This window comes from Ruegeria sp. AE4 (assembly GCF_056542185.1).
Genome location: NZ_JBQFZK010000004.1, coordinates 178,646 through 195,297, shown reverse-complemented (window position 1 = coordinate 195,297; position 16,652 = coordinate 178,646). Strand labels below are relative to the sequence as shown.

The 16,652-nt window shown below is 53.8% G+C and carries 15 protein-coding genes; 13 read left to right on the top strand and 2 right to left on the bottom strand.

Annotated elements, in window-relative coordinates; translation table 11 throughout:
* Positions 1-17: 17 nt before the first annotated feature.
* The 3 genes from trxA to ACR0EK_RS08965 all read left to right on the top strand — a co-directional run bounded on the left by trxA (position 18) and on the right by ACR0EK_RS08965 (position 1,121).
* Positions 18-338 carry a thioredoxin gene (gene trxA / locus ACR0EK_RS08975; protein WP_209505247.1) on the top strand — a complete coding sequence of 107 codons (321 nt, stop codon included), beginning with the start codon at positions 18-20 and terminating at the stop codon, positions 336-338.
* Positions 339-411: 73 nt separating this feature from the next.
* Positions 412-762 carry a Lin0512 family protein gene (locus ACR0EK_RS08970; protein ID WP_480898722.1) on the top strand — a complete coding sequence of 117 codons (351 nt, stop codon included), beginning with the start codon at positions 412-414 and terminating at the stop codon, positions 760-762.
* Positions 759-1,121, top strand: a complete 363-nt coding sequence (locus ACR0EK_RS08965) for a Lin0512 family protein (protein ID WP_480898719.1) — start codon at positions 759-761, stop codon at positions 1,119-1,121. Before ACR0EK_RS08970 ends, ACR0EK_RS08965 begins: the two co-directional genes overlap by 4 nt.
* Before the next feature lie 62 nt (positions 1,122-1,183).
* On the opposite strand, the gene ACR0EK_RS08960 is transcribed toward ACR0EK_RS08965, so the two are convergent.
* Entirely contained in the window at positions 1,184-1,378 is a 195-nt protein-coding gene (locus ACR0EK_RS08960; protein WP_209505251.1) for a DUF1127 domain-containing protein, read from the bottom strand.
* Between the two features lie 197 nt (positions 1,379-1,575).
* On the opposite strand from ACR0EK_RS08960, the gene hslV reads away from it, so the two are divergent.
* Positions 1,576-2,133 (top strand): ATP-dependent protease subunit HslV, encoded by a 558-nt coding sequence (gene hslV, locus ACR0EK_RS08955; RefSeq protein ID WP_480474424.1) that lies wholly within the window; start codon positions 1,576-1,578, stop codon positions 2,131-2,133.
* Here the strand turns inward: hslV and ACR0EK_RS08950 are convergent.
* Positions 2,125-3,366, bottom strand: a complete 1,242-nt coding sequence (locus tag ACR0EK_RS08950; RefSeq protein ID WP_480898717.1) for an MFS transporter — start codon at positions 3,364-3,366, stop codon at positions 2,125-2,127. The genes hslV and ACR0EK_RS08950 overlap by 9 nt on opposite strands.
* A 191-nt stretch (positions 3,367-3,557) precedes the next feature.
* On the opposite strand from ACR0EK_RS08950, the gene hslU reads away from it, so the two are divergent.
* From hslU to ACR0EK_RS08905, 9 genes are all read left to right on the top strand, one after another.
* A complete protein-coding gene (gene hslU / locus ACR0EK_RS08945) occupies positions 3,558-4,865 on the top strand; it encodes an ATP-dependent protease ATPase subunit HslU (protein ID WP_480967757.1) in 1,308 nt (435 codons plus the stop codon).
* 262 nt (positions 4,866-5,127) lie between these two features.
* Positions 5,128-6,546, top strand: a complete 1,419-nt coding sequence (locus ACR0EK_RS08940) for a mannose-1-phosphate guanylyltransferase/mannose-6-phosphate isomerase (protein WP_480967756.1) — start codon at positions 5,128-5,130, stop codon at positions 6,544-6,546.
* Positions 6,547-6,599: 53 nt separating this feature from the next.
* On the top strand, positions 6,600-7,880 hold the full coding sequence (locus ACR0EK_RS08935) for a glycosyltransferase family 4 protein (protein ID WP_480482574.1): 1,281 nt from the start codon (positions 6,600-6,602) through the stop codon (positions 7,878-7,880).
* A gap of 342 nt (positions 7,881-8,222) precedes the next feature.
* A complete protein-coding gene (locus ACR0EK_RS08930; RefSeq protein WP_480482572.1) occupies positions 8,223-9,710 on the top strand; it encodes a glycosyltransferase family 4 protein in 1,488 nt (495 codons plus the stop codon).
* Positions 9,711-9,950: 240 nt separating this feature from the next.
* Complete coding sequence (gene gmd / locus ACR0EK_RS08925) at positions 9,951-10,988, top strand: GDP-mannose 4,6-dehydratase (protein WP_480482570.1); 1,038 nt, start codon at positions 9,951-9,953, stop codon at positions 10,986-10,988.
* Complete coding sequence (locus ACR0EK_RS08920; RefSeq protein ID WP_480773025.1) at positions 10,988-11,881, top strand: NAD-dependent epimerase/dehydratase family protein; 894 nt, start codon at positions 10,988-10,990, stop codon at positions 11,879-11,881. Before gmd ends, ACR0EK_RS08920 begins: the two co-directional genes overlap by 1 nt.
* A gap of 384 nt (positions 11,882-12,265) precedes the next feature.
* Positions 12,266-14,281 (top strand): FkbM family methyltransferase, encoded by a 2,016-nt coding sequence (locus tag ACR0EK_RS08915; RefSeq protein ID WP_480967755.1) that lies wholly within the window; start codon positions 12,266-12,268, stop codon positions 14,279-14,281.
* A 34-nt stretch (positions 14,282-14,315) separates the two neighbouring features.
* Entirely contained in the window at positions 14,316-15,314 is a 999-nt protein-coding gene (locus ACR0EK_RS08910; RefSeq protein WP_480898709.1) for a hypothetical protein, read from the top strand.
* A 540-nt stretch (positions 15,315-15,854) separates the two neighbouring features.
* On the top strand, positions 15,855-16,652 hold the full coding sequence (locus ACR0EK_RS08905) for an inositol monophosphatase family protein (protein ID WP_480546082.1): 798 nt from the start codon (positions 15,855-15,857) through the stop codon (positions 16,650-16,652).

The window sequence follows — 16,652 nt, the reverse complement described above, 5'->3', positions numbered from 1 at the left end:
CATTCAGGAGACATAATATGTCGACCGTAGCCGTCACCGACGAAACCTTTGACGCCGAAGTCAAGAACTCGGACGTTCCAGTTGTAGTGGATTTCTGGGCCGAATGGTGCGGACCCTGTAAGCAGATTGGTCCGGCACTGGAAGAGCTGGCCGCCGAATATGGCGGCAAGGTCAAGATCGCCAAGGTGGACGTGGACAACAACCCGAACTCTGCCGCCGCCATGGGCGTGCGCGGCATCCCGGCGCTGTTCATCTTCAAGGACGGTCAAGTTGTATCGAATCGCGCAGGCGCTGCCCCCAAAGCCGCGCTGCAAAGCTGGATCGACGAATCCATCTGATCTGGCGATAACGGATTGTTCGAAAGGCGTCTCAGATCGGGGCGCCTTTTTTGTTGAATCGGCGGGGAAACCAATGGCGAAAACGCGCGTTCTTGTAGAATTCGGGATGGGCACATCCCTGCGCCGGATGGACTATACCGAAGCATCTCTGCGGGCGATCAGAGACGCGCTGTGGCACAACTCAGTCAATATGGCCGAGCTGTTTGGTTTCCCGAAAGAGGCGATGATCATCAATGCCGAGATCGGCGTGCAGCAGCCGGATCAAGTGGATACCGACGCCCTCAAAGCCGTTTTCCCTTATGGCCAGCCCAACATTACTGTCACAAAGGGTGGGCTGGACATCGAAAAACCGCATGGCGACGGCCACACGGTCATCGCCAACGCCGCACTGATCGTTTCTTTCGACATGGACCCGGCGCAATGAGTGAAAAGCGGATCATCCTGGAAATGGGCACTGGCAATGACCTTTATGGTCAGGATTATACCAAAGCAGCCCGCCGCGCGGTACAGGACGCGCTGCATCATTCATCCATCACGTTGTTTTCAAAGCTGGGGATCGATCACAACGAAATGCGCGTGCGCGTGACAATCGGCGTTCAGAATCCGGAACAGGTGAATTGCGAGCTGGTTGCTGCCGACTTGCCGCGAGGCCGGGCCGAGGTTCGCGCGATCAAAGGTGGTCTGGATGTCGCTGATGAAGGGACTGGCACTCTGCACGTCATTGCAACTGCTGCGGTCGAGGCCTTTTTGCCCGATCTTGCCGGGAAATACGTCCAGAGCTGAGCAACGAAAAAGCCGCTCGGAAATCCGGGCGGCTGGTTCGGTTTGGCGATCTGTCGGTTGGATCAGATTTTTGCGATATCCGCGCGGCTCAGACCGATATCGTCCAGCTGCGTGTCGCTGAGTTCCGACAGAAGGTTCCGTGTTTTACGGGCTTCATTCCATGCGACAACATTGTCGAATGCATTGATGAAAACGTCCGCCACGTGCAGGATGGTAGCTGCTCCGAGCGGCGCATGAATATTAGCTGTAGTTGCCATGTGCGCAGTCCTTATTGAAGAAACAGCCGACCCGTTGTCGGTTGTGAGCCTCATCTAGTACCGCTTGGCCGGACTCACAATTGCTGGTCCGGTAACCCCGAATTGCATTTTTTGCATATCTTTTGGGCAGTTTGGCAATGGGTTGCGCCAACAACCGGTCCGGCCCATATATACCGCCAGCAAAAGCGGAGACGATCATGGCAGATAACGACTTTCCCGGTTGGCACGGCACAACGATTATCGGCGTCAAGAAGGACGGTCATGTCGTCATTGCCGGCGACGGTCAGGTGAGTCTGGGTCAAACCGTGATCAAGGGCACTGCGCGCAAGGTGCGCCGCCTGTCTCCCGGAGGGTTCGAGGTCGTGGCAGGTTTTGCCGGATCGACAGCGGATGCCTTCACATTGCTGGAACGGCTCGAAGCCAAGCTTGAGGCTACGCCCGGCCAACTGGCCCGCGCCTCGGTTGAACTCGCCAAGGACTGGCGCACCGACAAGTATCTGCAAAAGCTTGAGGCGATGCTGATCGTGACAGACGGCAGGGATCTGCTGGTCATCACCGGGGCAGGGGACGTACTGGAGCCCGAACACAATGTGGCTGCCATCGGGTCGGGAGGCAACTTCGCTCTGGCCGCCGCGCGTGCCATGATGGACAGCGACAAATCCGCAGAAGACATCGCCCGGCAATCCATGGCCATCGCAGCAGATATCTGTGTCTACACCAATGGCAACCTGACGGTTGAGACGATCTCAGGCTAAAAGCGCCTTGATCTCTTTGCCTTTCCATCGACGGTGCATGCCGACCAGCCCCAGGACCGCCGCTACGACCACGATGTAATAGGGAACGCGGATATCGATGCTCATCAACCCGCCACCGATCAGTGACATGATCCCCCCCGCAAGACAGAACACGGCGGTGGCCACGCCCATGGCCCAGCCCTGATCCGCCTCGCTGACGCTTGAGGAGAACAGGCCCAACAGCGTTGGATAGGCGATGCCGAACAGGAAATAGAAGAAAAACACGGGGACATAGCTGAATACACCGCTTGGGCTGAAGGCAAAGGCAAACCCGCAAATGACCATCACCACAAGCGACGTGTAAATGATCGCGTGTTTGCTGAACCTTTCCTGGGCAGGCTTCACCAGGAACGTACTGGAAAAAGCCAGCGCCACACCGATGACAACCATCGCCACGCTGCCACCAATGACCCCATACCCGAATGCGCTGGTCAGGAAATTGTCGACAAACACGTAGAATGTGACATTGGCGATCATGAAAAACGAATAGACCGGCAGGATTTTCAGAACCAGCGGGTGTTCGCCAACTGCGATCAGACTGTCGGTAATATCGCGGGGACGAAACACAAAGGGCTCGCGCCTGGTTCGGGTGTCCTTGAAAAACAGAAGCACCAGAAATATCGCCACCAGAACCAACACGAACGCGCCATAGAACGGGGTTTTCAGCGTGGCAAAGCCGCCAAACAGCGCCGAATCCGACAAAACTGCGCCGATGATCGGCCCGCCGACAAGGCCAAAGCTGACACCTGTCACGATGTAGCCCATGTTTCGGTCCCGGTCAGACGCGTCAGTGCTGCCATCGATCATCGCTGCCTGCGCGATGGGCTGATTGCCCGCAGTGAACCCGGTAATCGAACGGCCGACGATCAGCAGAAGCAGGTTATTGAGATAAAGCGCCACAATGGTCAGCGCATATCCGGCCAACGCCCCCCCAAGGCAGACCAGCAACGCATTCTTTCGCCCGATCGAGTCAGACACTTTCGAGACATAAACAACACCCAGAAACCACGACAGGAAAAAGCATCCGATCACCAGACCGTAGTAAAAATGCCTACGGCCCACTGGCGTGCTTTCCGGCAGGAAACCTGAGCTCGTTTCCATGATCAGCGAATTGATGATGGGAAAGACCAGACCTTGCCCAATCAGATCCACAAACACCACAAACAACAGGGTAATCTTGGCAATCTTCGTCATTCTGTATGCTCCTGACGCTCGTAACCCTGACGCAACCGTAACAGAGGGTTCGTGTTTTCCCCAAGCAAAGGATTTGCAAACCGCATGAGGCATTGTTAACCAACGCGGCCAAGACCCGCGGTTTGCTTGTTTTCGTCAAAGCCATGATTACCTAGACCGCATCACGCAAATACGACCGAGAGGATTGCCCTTTGACCGACCTGACCCCGCGCGAGATTGTCTCGGAACTGGATCGATTCATTATCGGGCAAAAGGATGCCAAGCGCGCTGTGGCCGTTGCCCTGCGCAACCGCTGGCGCCGCAAGCAGTTGCCGGACGATATTCGCGAAGAGGTGTATCCAAAGAATATCCTGATGATCGGCCCCACCGGTGTCGGCAAGACCGAGATCAGCCGCCGTCTGGCCAAGCTGGCGCGCGCACCCTTTATCAAGGTCGAAGCCACGAAGTTCACCGAGGTAGGCTATGTCGGTCGCGACGTGGAACAAATCATCCGCGATCTGGCCGATGCCGCCATTCTGCAAACACGGGAATTCATGCGCGAAGACGTCAAGGCCAAAGCCTATCAGGCCGCCGAAGACCGCGTGATTGACGCCATCGCTGGTACGGATGCCCGTGAAGGCACACGAGAGATGTTCCGCAAAAAGCTCAAGGCGGGTGAACTGGATGAAACGGTCATCGAACTGGACGTCGCGGACAGTTCAAACCCAATGCCGATGTTCGATATCCCAGGACAACCTGGCAGTCAGATGGGGATGATGAATCTGGGCGATATCTTTGGCAAGGCGTTTGCCGGGCGCACTGTAAGGAAACGTCTGACTGTCGCCGAAAGCTATGACGTGCTGATCGGAGAAGAGGCAGACAAGCTGCTGGACGATGAGACGGTCACCCGCACCGCATTGGAATCGGTGGAACAGAATGGCATCGTTTTTCTGGACGAGATTGATAAGGTCTGTGCCCGCACAGAAGCGCGTGGCGGTGATGTAAGTCGCGAAGGGGTGCAGCGCGACCTGCTGCCCCTGATCGAAGGTACAACCGTCTCGACAAAACACGGTCCGGTGAAAACCGACCACATCCTGTTCATCGCATCCGGCGCGTTCCATATCGCCAAACCGTCAGACCTTTTGCCCGAGCTGCAAGGCCGTCTGCCCATTCGGGTAGAGCTGCGCGCGCTGACCGAGGAAGACTTCGTGCGCATCCTGACTGAAACAGACAACGCACTGACCCGGCAGTATACAGCCCTCATGGCCACCGAAGAGGTCACGGTTGGGTTTACCGAGGATGGTATTGCTGCCTTGGCGCGGATCGCAGCCGATGTGAACCAGAGCATTGAAAACATTGGTGCGCGGCGACTTTACACAGTCATGGAACGGGTCTTTGAAGAGCTGTCATTCACCGCACCAGACCGGGCCGGAACAGAAATAACGGTCGATGCAGAATTCGTGAACGACAATCTGGGTGAATTGACCAAGTCGGCGGATTTGAGCCGTTACGTTTTGTAGCAGCTCGGATCCGATACTGCCGCTTTTCCCTTTTGCCAACTGGAAGCGTGGCGGTTTGTCTGAGGCATGCCACGTTGGAGGAACGTGGCGATCGAACCTCAACTGGGAAATTGAGGCCGAAATGCCTGGACAATGCGGTCTCAGGGGGCAGGTGTTTAGCGTTTTTTCGCCAAAACGTACCCAGTGGTAGTGGAACAACCTTGAAATTGCGCCCTTAAGTTGACACTAGGCACTTGCATTTATTGGCAAAGGTTATCTGATCGTGTCCATCACTCCTGTTCTTCTTTGCGGTGGTTCTGGCACCCGTCTTTGGCCGCTGTCCCGGAAATCCTATCCCAAGCAGTTTACAGCGATCACCGGGGACGAGACCCTGTTTCAATCCTCGGCCCGGCGCGTGACGGGGGCGGATTATTACGCGCCAGTCGTTGTGACCGGCTCAGATTTCCGGTTTATCGTGACTGAACAGTTACAGGCGGCTGGCATTGATCCGGGTACTATTCTGATTGAACCTGATGGGCGCAACACTGCGCCTGCGGTTTTGGCGGCCGCCTTGCACGTGGCGAAGTCCGACCCCGAAGCCCTATTGCTGGTCCAACCCTCCGACCATGTTGTACCTGATGCGGGCGCTTTTCGTGCAGCCGTGGCTGCGGGTATTCCAGCGGCCCGCACCGGGCAGCTGGTAACCTTTGGAATAACACCCGATCGGCCCGAAACCGGTTATGGTTATCTTAAGCTGGCTGGAGCACCGGAGGGCACAGCTCCCGTCAAACTCGACAGCTTTGTCGAGAAGCCAGATGTAGAAACCGCCACCGCTATGCTAGCCGACGGCAAGCATCTGTGGAATGGTGGCATCTTTCTTTTCAGGGCCTGTGACATCATCGCCGCTTTTGAAACCCACGCCCCGACGCTGATGAGCCCAGTCCGAGCCGCTTGCGAAGCTGCCAAAACGGACTTGGGTTTTCTACGGCTGGACCCAGAGGCCTGGAAACAGGCCGAAGATATCTCGATCGACTATGCGGTGATGGAAAAGGCCGACAACCTGAGCGTTGTTCCATTTTCTGCTGGCTGGTCTGACCTGGGTGACTGGGGTTCGGTTTGGCGTGAGGCGGGACCGGATGACAACGGAGTTGTGGCCACAGGTAATGCGACCTCAATAGACTGTAATGACACGCTTTTGCGTTCTGAGGCGGGTAATTTGGAAGTGGTCGGCATCGGCCTGAAGGACATAATCGCTGTGGCTACATCCGACGCGGTTTTGGTGGCGGACAAATCCCGTGCGCAAGACGTGAAGAAGGCTGTCGAGGCGCTCAAAGTCAAGGGCGCAAGCCAGGCCACCATTTTTCCCAAGGATTTCCGCCCGTGGGGTTGGTTTGAAAGCCTGGTGGTTGGCGGACGTTTTCAGGTCAAGCGTATTCATGTACACCCCGGCGCAGCACTATCGCTACAAAGCCATCACCACCGGTCCGAACATTGGATTGTTGTTGAGGGAACCGCGAAGGTGACCGTCGATGACGACGTCAAGCTGGTCACTGAAAACCAGTCCGTATACATTCCGCTTGGCGCTGTGCATCGCATGGAAAACCCAGGCAAGGTTCCAATGGTGCTGATCGAAGTGCAAACCGGAAGCTATCTGGGCGAAGATGACATCATCCGCTATGAGGACGTCTATTCCAGGGTCTAGGACACGGTTGGATAACCGCTTTAGACTGACCGGGTGGCCGAAGGAAAACGGAAATGGAAAACGATCTCAATGCAGCCAAGAAGCGGCAGGTTGTCTATGACCTGACCGAGGTGCTTTTAGCCTCGACCGGTAAGCTGCGTTATTACGGGATCGCCAGGGTCGTTGCCGAGATTGGCGCTGAGCTCAGAAAACAGGACGCGTCCGTCAGATTCGCCGTTTTCTCGCAGGGTCATAATGAACTTCTAGAAGTATTCCCAACCATACGAGCAGATGGTGGCGTTGACCTGAACGTTCCAATCGGTATCCGGCAATTGCGCGTGCGCAGTCACCACTACACCAAGTCAATTATGAGGGATCTGGTGCTGGCGGCCGTCAGACCGCTGGTCGGGCGCAGAAACCGCAAAGCCTGGGAGGCGATAGCCCCAGACATGACGCCCATCGACATGTCTGGAAAGACGTTGGTGAGTTGTGGGCGGCCCAAGTTGATCGTTGAAATCCTGTGCACTCTGGATCGTAAAGGGGTGTCTTGCGATATCATTCCATTGCTGCATGACATGATCCCCATGCACGATTTTGAACACCAGCTGGCAAGTTTCCCGCGCAACTTCATAGGGGATAACCAACTGCTGGTTTCCCGCGCCAAGGCGCTGTTAACAAACTCCGAATTTACGCGACAGGAAGTTCTGGACTTCTCCGAAAAAGGTGTTCTGCCGGAAGCGCCAGAGGTCTACGCAGTCCCCTTGGTTCATGAATGCCCCGAGGGAACCGAGCAATCCGAGCAAGATATTCCGGATAATCCATATATCATGACAGTTGGATCGATGCTGGGCCGCAAGAACCTGGATGTCGTATTCGAAGCATTGCGCATTCTGAAGCGTGACGGGAAAGACGTACCCACTTTGGTTCTGGCAGGGGCGTTGCGTCACAAAACAAGCACCTATCTGCAATCAGACGAATGCACAACGATCCGTGAGCACGTGGTCTTCCGCGAGAACCCCAATCAGACAGACCTTGTAAACCTGTACAAGAATGCTTTGGCACTTGTCATGCCTAGCCGAATGGAGGGCTGGGGTTTACCCGCCGGTGAAGCCTTGTGGTTCGGTACACCAGCGCTTTGCTCTACTGCGGCGGTTCTGAAAGAAGTGTGCGGAGATCTTGGTGTCTATTTCGATCCAGATCGGCCTGATCAACTTGCAAACCATATCACAAGGCTGCTGACAGATCCGGAGTTCGCTCAGAACCTTCGCGCACGCATTGCTGCGCATAAACCGCAGCTTCGCGCTTGGTCGAACGTTGCAGCGGACGTGCGAGCGGTATTGCAAAGACTGGACTAACGGGACCGTTACCCATCCCGGCAATAGAGCCCATAAACTTTGAAAGGACTGTCATGCCTGGCAATTCCCCTCTAAAATGTCACGTGGTTTTGGTCCAATCGACCTCGGCGCTGCGCGCAGGTCTCAGCATTACTCGGCATTCTGTCAGGCAGACGCCACACTCGCCGTCAAGAGTCAGCCCTTCTGTTGTGTGAACCTCAATTTTCCAGAAAAGCGCGATTACTTGCTCATGAAGTCGAGTTAGTCGCAAAAGCCCTTAAAATCAGTACACTTCGGTATTACTGCGAAACAATCCAAGAAGATGAGACCACTTCATCTGGCAGACTGCATGGAGAGTAAGCTATGAACGCCCCTACGTTTAACCAAGATGGCAAAAAAGTATTCTTCGATATCTCAGGACTAATCGACTATATCAAAAAAGTTGATCGCTACTCGGGCATTCAGCGTGTTGTTGTTGAGTTGATCTCAGAGTTTTCTAAACTAAGCGATCCAAAGCTTGTTTACCTTTGTTGGTGCGATGCAAACTCCGGTGTTCAGCGCTGTTTGCTTCTGGAGGAAATGGGTCGAGAAACCCTTACGTCGCCAGCTAAGCTGCGGCAGATTTTCTATCCTTGGAAATCCGCGCGCTCAAATCTTCCAATGTTGGACGGGTACCGGAACCGCCCTGCAAAGTATTTCTTCCACCGCACCAAATTGGATGTGATGAGCTTTCTCAGAAGAGAGTCCGTATTTCGAAAAAAGGACATGTCATCAGAGATGTGGCGCGCGGCCCGGCGGAAGAAAGCACCAGTCGAAACCTCGGGGTCTCGCCGAACCGAGCAACCTTTGTTCGATGTGGCAATAGAAGGTGACCATCTTGTGCTTCTGGACAGCAGTTGGCTGGCGCGCCACACTCAGGCGTTCAAAAAGGCGAAAGCGAGTGGGATGGAAGTACATTCGCTGGTGTACGATCTGATCCCTATCGTGGCACCACAGTTTACAGCTGGAAGCATGCCTTATGTATTTTATGACTGGCTTTTAGACAGTCGGGAGTACACAAGCCGCTACATGACAATCTCTGAGGCGACCCGGCAGGATCTTTTACGCTTTTTTCAAGCACACGATATCCAGAGAAATGCGACCGCTGTTCCCTTGGCGCAGGCGGGGTTGTCCAAGATTGGGCTCGAAGACGAGAATGCCCAGAAACAAGGGCCCGTGTCTTCGCGGATTTCGTTCGACGCTTTCCCCCATCTTGAAGACGCCAGCCAGCTAAGTGTCCACCTGCGGAAAATTATTGGTGAGCCTTATGCGCTTTGTGTTGGTACGGTCGAACCACGCAAGAATATCTGGCGCACCGCGATGGCGTGGAAGTACCTTGTTGATCAGGGCCATGTTGATCTGCCTAAGCTTGTGTTTGCCGGCCGCAAAGGCTGGCTTACAGACGAGTTCGATAACCTATTAGAGGGGACAGGCGATATATACGGCTATGTAAGCATGGTTGACGGACCAACAGATGAGGAGCTTGGCGTCCTTTACAAGAACTGCCAGTTCGTGCTGATGCCGAGTGTTTACGAGGGATGGGGCCTGCCCGTGGGCGAGGCGTTGGCCTACGGAAAAACGGCCGTAGTCGCCCAGAATAGCTCGCTCGTCGAAGTAGGAATGGATCTTGTTGAATATTGTGATGCAATGAGCGTCCAAAGCATCGGCGAGGCCGTCTTAAGGCTCAATAACGCTGCCCACCGTTCAGAACTGGAAGAAAAAATCAAAACCGCGCCACTGCGCAGTTGGTCAGATGTGGCTCGGGATATGGGGCGGGCAATGTACGCACCCAAAAAAACCGATGCATATTGACGTCTTTCACGACTTATCGCAGGCCCAATCTTTCATCAGAAAGTCCGCGCTCTTGGTTCTAAGCTTGGGTTCGCAGGTTTCAATTCCAATACAGAGCTTTGAATTGGCCAGTTTTGTAGCCCTTGCGCGTGAAATAATACTAAAGCGGTCTTGCACACACTACTAAGTTGACAAAAAAGCACTGCTCATGTCGGCCAGGATTTTCCGACAGGCAAAAGACAAAACAGAAAGGGATTAAGAGTGACAAAAACTGCTATCGTCACAGGTATCACAGGACAGGATGGTGCCTATCTCGCTCAGCTGTTGCTGAACAAGGGTTATAACGTCGTGGGGACCTTCCGTCGGGTTGTTTCCACGAATTTCTGGCGCATTGAAGAGCTTGGTATTCGTAACCATCCCAATCTGGATCTGTCGGAACTCGACCTGACTGACATGGGGACAATGATCCGGCTTATTCAGAAGGTGGAACCGGATGAGATCTATAACTTGGCGGCTCAAAGCTTTGTGGGCGTCTCGTTTGAACAACCGCACACAACCGCACAGATCACCGGCGTTGGCGCACTTTATTTGCTGGAAGCTATCAGAATAGTGAACCCCAAAATCCGGTTCTACCAGGCTTCCACTTCCGAAATGTTCGGCAAGGTTCAGGAAGTACCGCAGCGCGAGACGACTCCGTTCTGGCCGCGCAGCCCCTACGGTGTTGCCAAACTATACGCGCATTGGATGACCATCAATTATCGAGAAAGCTACGATATATTCGGCAGCTCAGGTATTCTGTTCAACCACGAAAGCCCTTTGCGAGGGTTGGAGTTCGTAACACGCAAAATCACTGACGCGGTTGCCAAAATCAAACTGGGTCAACTTGATTGCCTTGAGCTGGGCAATCTTGACGCAAAGCGCGATTGGGGGTTTGCCCGGGATTACGTGGATGGCATGTGGCGTATGCTGCAAGCTGATGAACCCGATACATTTGTACTGGCGACCGGTCGCACCGAGACAGTGCGGGATTTTGTCTCCATGGCTTTCAAGAGCGCGGGTATCGAGCTGCGTTTTGAAGGTGAAGGTGAGAAAGAAGTGGCGGTGGACGCCGAAGGCAGCCGTGTTCTTGTGAGGATTAGCCCCAAATTCTATCGCCCTGCTGAAGTGGATTTGCTGATTGGCGACGCGAGCAAGGCAAAACAAGAGCTTGGTTGGGAGGCGACAACATCTTTGGAGGAACTCTGCCAGATGATGGTTGAGGCGGATCTTGCACGTAACGAAAAGGGTGTGTCCTTTTGATGCCGGCACCCCGAGTTCTGATTACCGGACGCTATGGCTTTACCGGACACTATGCCGCAATAGAGCTTGCAGAAGCAGGGTGGGACGTTTGGGGCATCGGAACAAATCCGGCCCCCAAGCCTGATTCCCAATATCTGGAAGCAGATTTGACAGATTCATCGGGTCTAGAGCAGGTCATTACCCATGTCGCTCCGGACGCGGTGCTGCATTTGGCAGGGGTCGCATTTGTGGCACACGGAACCGCCGAGAGCTTTTATCAGGTCAATCTAATGGGGACGCGGTGCTTACTAGAAGCGCTTGCCAACACCGGACATGGCCGCAAAGCCGTCGTTCTGGCCAGTAGCGCGAATATCTATGGTAACGCCGCCGTGCCATCCATAGGGGAATCTACCCCCCCGGCACCTGTTAACGATTACGCGGTTTCAAAACTTGCAATGGAGCACATGGCCCGGCTGTATAACGACCGTCTTCCTGTCGTTATTGCCCGACCATTCAATTATACCGGTCTTGGCCAGGACCCCAAGTTTCTTGTTCCCAAGATCGTTTCTCATTTCCGGCGTAAGCAGCCACAGATAGAATTGGGAAACCTGGATGTCGCGCGGGACTTTTCCGATGTACGCGATGTTGCGCGAGTATACAGGTTGCTTCTGGAAAACGCGCCCGAAGGTGAAACCGTGAATATCTGCTCCGGTAAAGCAACCGCGCTGGCAGAGATTCTGGACATGTGCCGAACCATAACCGGCCATGAGATCGAGGTGGTGTCTAATCCTGCCTTTATGCGTGCACAAGAAATCAAGGTTCTGATGGGCGATCCCACACTTCTGGAAAACCTGATCCCGATCGGCATCCGTCACACTCTGGAAGAGACGCTGAAATGGATGCTGAAGGAGTGACCTGAAGCATCTCGATTGCCGCCGCCAGAGGTTCTTGGCAGAACAATCGGCCGTAGCATCCGGATACCATCGCCAACTGGATTGTATATGAACTGCAGGAAAAGGTGATTGGATCTCTGATTCACATCACCGTTTATGGCCGTCTACTTTCTTATCCAGAACGGCTTGGGGTCAGAGTGATATCAGATTAAGGGTGTTTTGATCCTTCGCCGATCACACCTAAGCTGGCAGATCCTCTGACCTAATACGTAACGCGAAGGAACGCGTGATTTCCGAGCCAGAAACGGGATGACCTCCGTCCTGACTTGTACTAACAATCAGATAAATATCCGAGAAAAGCGCGATCATCTCGGACAAAACCATGCAAATGTGAAAGTACGGAGTATGACTGACACCTTCTATCGCGATTTCGAGGCACGATTTCGTGGCGATCCTTCTCTTATTCGGGAGCGTTTGCGAGTATACCAGCCCTTCCTGTCGCCACTCGCCGCTCAGAAAGGGGACGCACAGGCGCTTGATCTGGGATGCGGTCGAGGTGAATGGTTGGAAATTCTTGAAGAGGCTGGCCTGAGTGCACGCGGCGTCGATATCGACAAGGGGATGCTTGATATCGCTCACCAAAAAGGTCTGGCGGTTGAACAGATGGAGGCTCTGCCGGCGTTGAAAGCGCTGCCAGACAACGCGCTTGCCCTAGTGTCCGCATTTCATTTGATCGAGCATCTGCCTTTTGACGATATTCGCGAACTGGTAACAGAGGCGCACCGTGTTTTGCGCCCTGGTGGGCTTTTGATTTTGGAAACACCCAATCCGGAAAATCCACTTGTTAGCTTGGTCAATTTTCATCTTGACCCTACGCACTTGCGACCGCTGCCTCCGGGGTTAACCAGTTTTCTCACCGAGCATGTCGGGTTCGAGCGCAACGTGATTCTTCGTTTGCAGGGCAGTGAGCCAAGAGAGGAAACAGCTGCTCATTTGATCAGTCTTTTCACAGATGTTTCGCTTGATTATGCAGTGGTAGCACAGGTTGATGGACCAGAGATCGGTGCTCTGGATGAGGCGTTTTCGCTTCGAATTGGGATGGACCTGATCCAAGGTGTCTACCGGTTTGACAGAGCATTATCAGAGATTCACCGGGCGCTGGGCAACGTTCCACCTCTCGCCACGGAAGTGTCGAGCCTTCGCGATGATATCATGCAACTGCAAAGAACGCACACAATGACCCAAGTTCAACCCAAGCGCGGAGCGCTTGAAAAAAAGCTGTTCCGCACAACGAACGGGCGTCCAGTCCGGACATTGCGGAGGCTGCTCTTCCACGCGAGCGGTAAGCCGCGCGGGATATTTCGTAGGTGGGTATTGAATCACGACGGATCTCCTCGGCGCCAATTCCAGCAATGGATGGCAAGCCCGGAATATCTGGCGCTACACTGGCCGACGAGCCAACGCTTGAACGCAGCACCTAAATCCTCAGAAGACGATGGCAACGGGGCAACTTTCCTTTCAGGGGAGGCTGAAATCTCGACAACAAAATGGGCTTCACCCGAACCCTTCGTGCAAAACTCGGAACTCGTCATGTCGCGCGGTGCCGAAGGAGGGCACTGGATAACCCACCGAAATGATTCCGTGATTGGCGGGTCTCTTCGTCAGACTGGCCAGTTCCAGGAGCGCGCCATTGATGATGTAATGCAGATTCTTGCCCAAAATGGGCATGAAATCGCGACGTCATGTTTCGTGGATATCGGAGCGAATATCGGCTCCCATTCGATCCATGCGGCACGGCGTGGTTTTGACCGCGTTATCGCTTTTGAACCAGACCCGCAAAACTTTCGACTTTTGCGCGCTAACACTTTCCTGCATGACGTAGATCACAAGGTGTCCTGCCACCAAATGGCAGTATCGGACAGAAACGGCACGATGCAGATGGAGCTCTCGCCTTCCAATTTCGGAGACCATCGCCTTCGCGTCTCAGGCGACATCGCGAATAATCTACATGATGAGGGCGATTGGATCCTTCAGGATGTGCCGGTTCGGACCTTTGACAGTTTAGTCGAGGATGGCCTGCTGCCTGAAGACGGGCCCGATTTGATTTGGATCGATACGCAAGGGCATGAAGGTCACGTGCTGGCCTGTGCAAAAAGAATGGCCACAATGCGTTGCCCGGTTGTGCTTGAGTTTTGGCCCTATGGTCTTGAGCGTTCCGGGGGTTACAAAATGTTACGCGACGCAATCGCATCACGCGACGATATCCAGGTCATTGATCTTGGCACATCTAACCCGAATAGCCTAAACCAGCTATCACTTGATGCGCTTGATCAGATGTACGAGGCATTGCGACAAGGCGAGTCCAAGGCCGGTTCTCCGCATACTGATCTTTTGCTGATACCAAATCTTACAGACTCTTGATACCATTGCTACAATTCAACTACGGAAACCTATCGTGAAACTGCGTCGGGTCTTATCGCGCTTCTTGCATTCTTCCGAAACGCTGCCTTTGTCTGCGCCGGCCCCGCAGATGACTGCAGCTCATCTCGCTGAAATTGCGGGGCGCCAGGAACGGTTACTGCTGGCCACTGGGCAGGTTGCTGCCCGGCAGGTTCAGGCGATGGAAAGGCTTGAATGTATCGCCGACGCAGAATTCCGCATCCATTCTCAATTCGGGGAAGATGGCATTATCGAATGGTTGGTCTCGCAACTGCCAAGCATACCACGCGTCTTTGTTGAGTTTGGAGTTGAAAACTATACCGAAGCGAATACGCGCTTTTTGGTGCGCCACAGGGGGTGGCGCGGTCTGATCATGGATGGGTCAGCCGCGAATATTGCGTATGTTCGGGCAGATCCAATCCACGTCTTCAATGACATAACGCCCGTTGAAGCCTTTATTACTGCGGAAAATATCGACACTCTGCTGATCGAGCACGATCTGTCGGGCGAAATTGGCATTCTTAGTGTCGATATTGACGGCAACGACTATTGGGTGCTGGATGCGATTAGCTCCGTATCTCCGGCGATACTGATTGTTGAATACAACGCGATCTTTGGTGATTTGCATAATCTGACTGTCCCTTACGATCCGGGCTTCGAACGTTTCTCGGCACATTATTCAGGCCAGTATTATGGTGCATCTCTGGGTGCGTTCAAAATGCTGGCCGCTGCGAAAGGGTATCAATTTGTCGGAACAAACTCGGCCGGCGTGAACGCATTTTTTGTACGTGATGACCTCGCCTCACATATCACATCAAAACTTGATACATTTCGCGCATGGCCATCCCGGCACCGGGACTCGCGGGATGAGAATATGGCAATGTCCTTTTTTCGCGGGCTCGATCGTGCAGAACTTATTTTGGATAAGCCTGTTATCGATCTGTCGTCGGGCAAGACGCTGACCCTCCGAGACCTGGGCCCGCTTTACAGTGATCACTGGATAAGCGAAATGTAGAGACCTTAGCCAACCCTGGAACTGCTGACCTTAATTCAGATAGCTGGATCGCGTTACCTAGAAGTGTATTCCATGACAATTCATTAGGTAGATTTCAGTGTATTTAACTGTCTGCAGTCGGTCTTCGGAATCACGGCTTTCGGCGGTCGCGGTTTTGCTCAGCTCCGAAATGCTGCTAAAGGCGGCACGATGCCCGGAAACTTGTTTACTGGATAAGTTAAATCTTTGTCTTCAAGTGTGTAGGGGCCGGGACGTCCACAGGAGCTCACTCTTGTTTTCGTCACAACCCTCTGGCCTTTGGGTGCGCCTGTTTGCGTGTAGCCAGCCTTTGCCTGCATGTTCTGAGAATCGAATCATGTTTCAAAATCCACATACTTTTGTGAAAGCGTGGATATTTGGGTTTTTTTGTTTGAGTATTTGTTGATTTGTAGGATTATTGTGGGATGTGTTGAGATGAGATCGAGGCGAGACCGCCAAATGGTCGTTCCTGATTTGTAACCGCTCCGGGATCGCAATCATCGTTAAACAGGATAGAAACAAATGCTGAATCCAAAGACGTCACAGACCGATGAAAGCACCGACCTGCTGTCTCATGCGGTAAAGATAGCTGACCTGGCCAGCGAAGCAGCGCGGGGGTATTTTCGTGGCGCGCTGGGGGTTGAGTTCAAGTCGGACGAAAGCCCGGTGACACAGGCCGACAAGGGTGTTGAAGCACAGGTTCGCGCCTATCTTGGACAGCATTTCCCCGATCACGGCGTCTTTGGCGAAGAACATGGGTTCGAGGGTCAGGATTGTCGCCAGGTTTGGATCATCGACCCGATCGATGGAACCCGGTCATTCCTGTCCGGGCATCCGCTGTTTGGATTTCTGTTGGGGCATCTGGTTGACGGTAAACCGGATATCGGCGTGATTGGCATGCCAGCGATAAATGAAATTTTTACCGGCGTTGTTGGCCGGGGCGCCACATTGAATGGCCGTGAGATCACGACTTCGGCCCAAACACGGCTGGATCAGTCCATTCTTTTTGTAAACGAGGGGGACAAGATCTATCGCGATCATCCAGCGTTATTCAACAGGCTGATGCAGTCTGGACAGACCAGACGGTTCGCCTATGATTGCTACCCCCATGCCCTTCTGGCGGCGGGCCATGTGGATGCTGTGATCGACTATGACCTTCAGCCCTATGACTACCTGCCAGTGATGGCCGTGGTAGAAGCTGCGGGTGGGGTGATGACAGATTGGGAGGGTCGGCCGCTTGACCTGAACTCTGACGGCCGGGTGATTTCAGCGGCAACACCCGAACTGCACGGGGAGATGCTGGATTTGGTGAACGGGTAG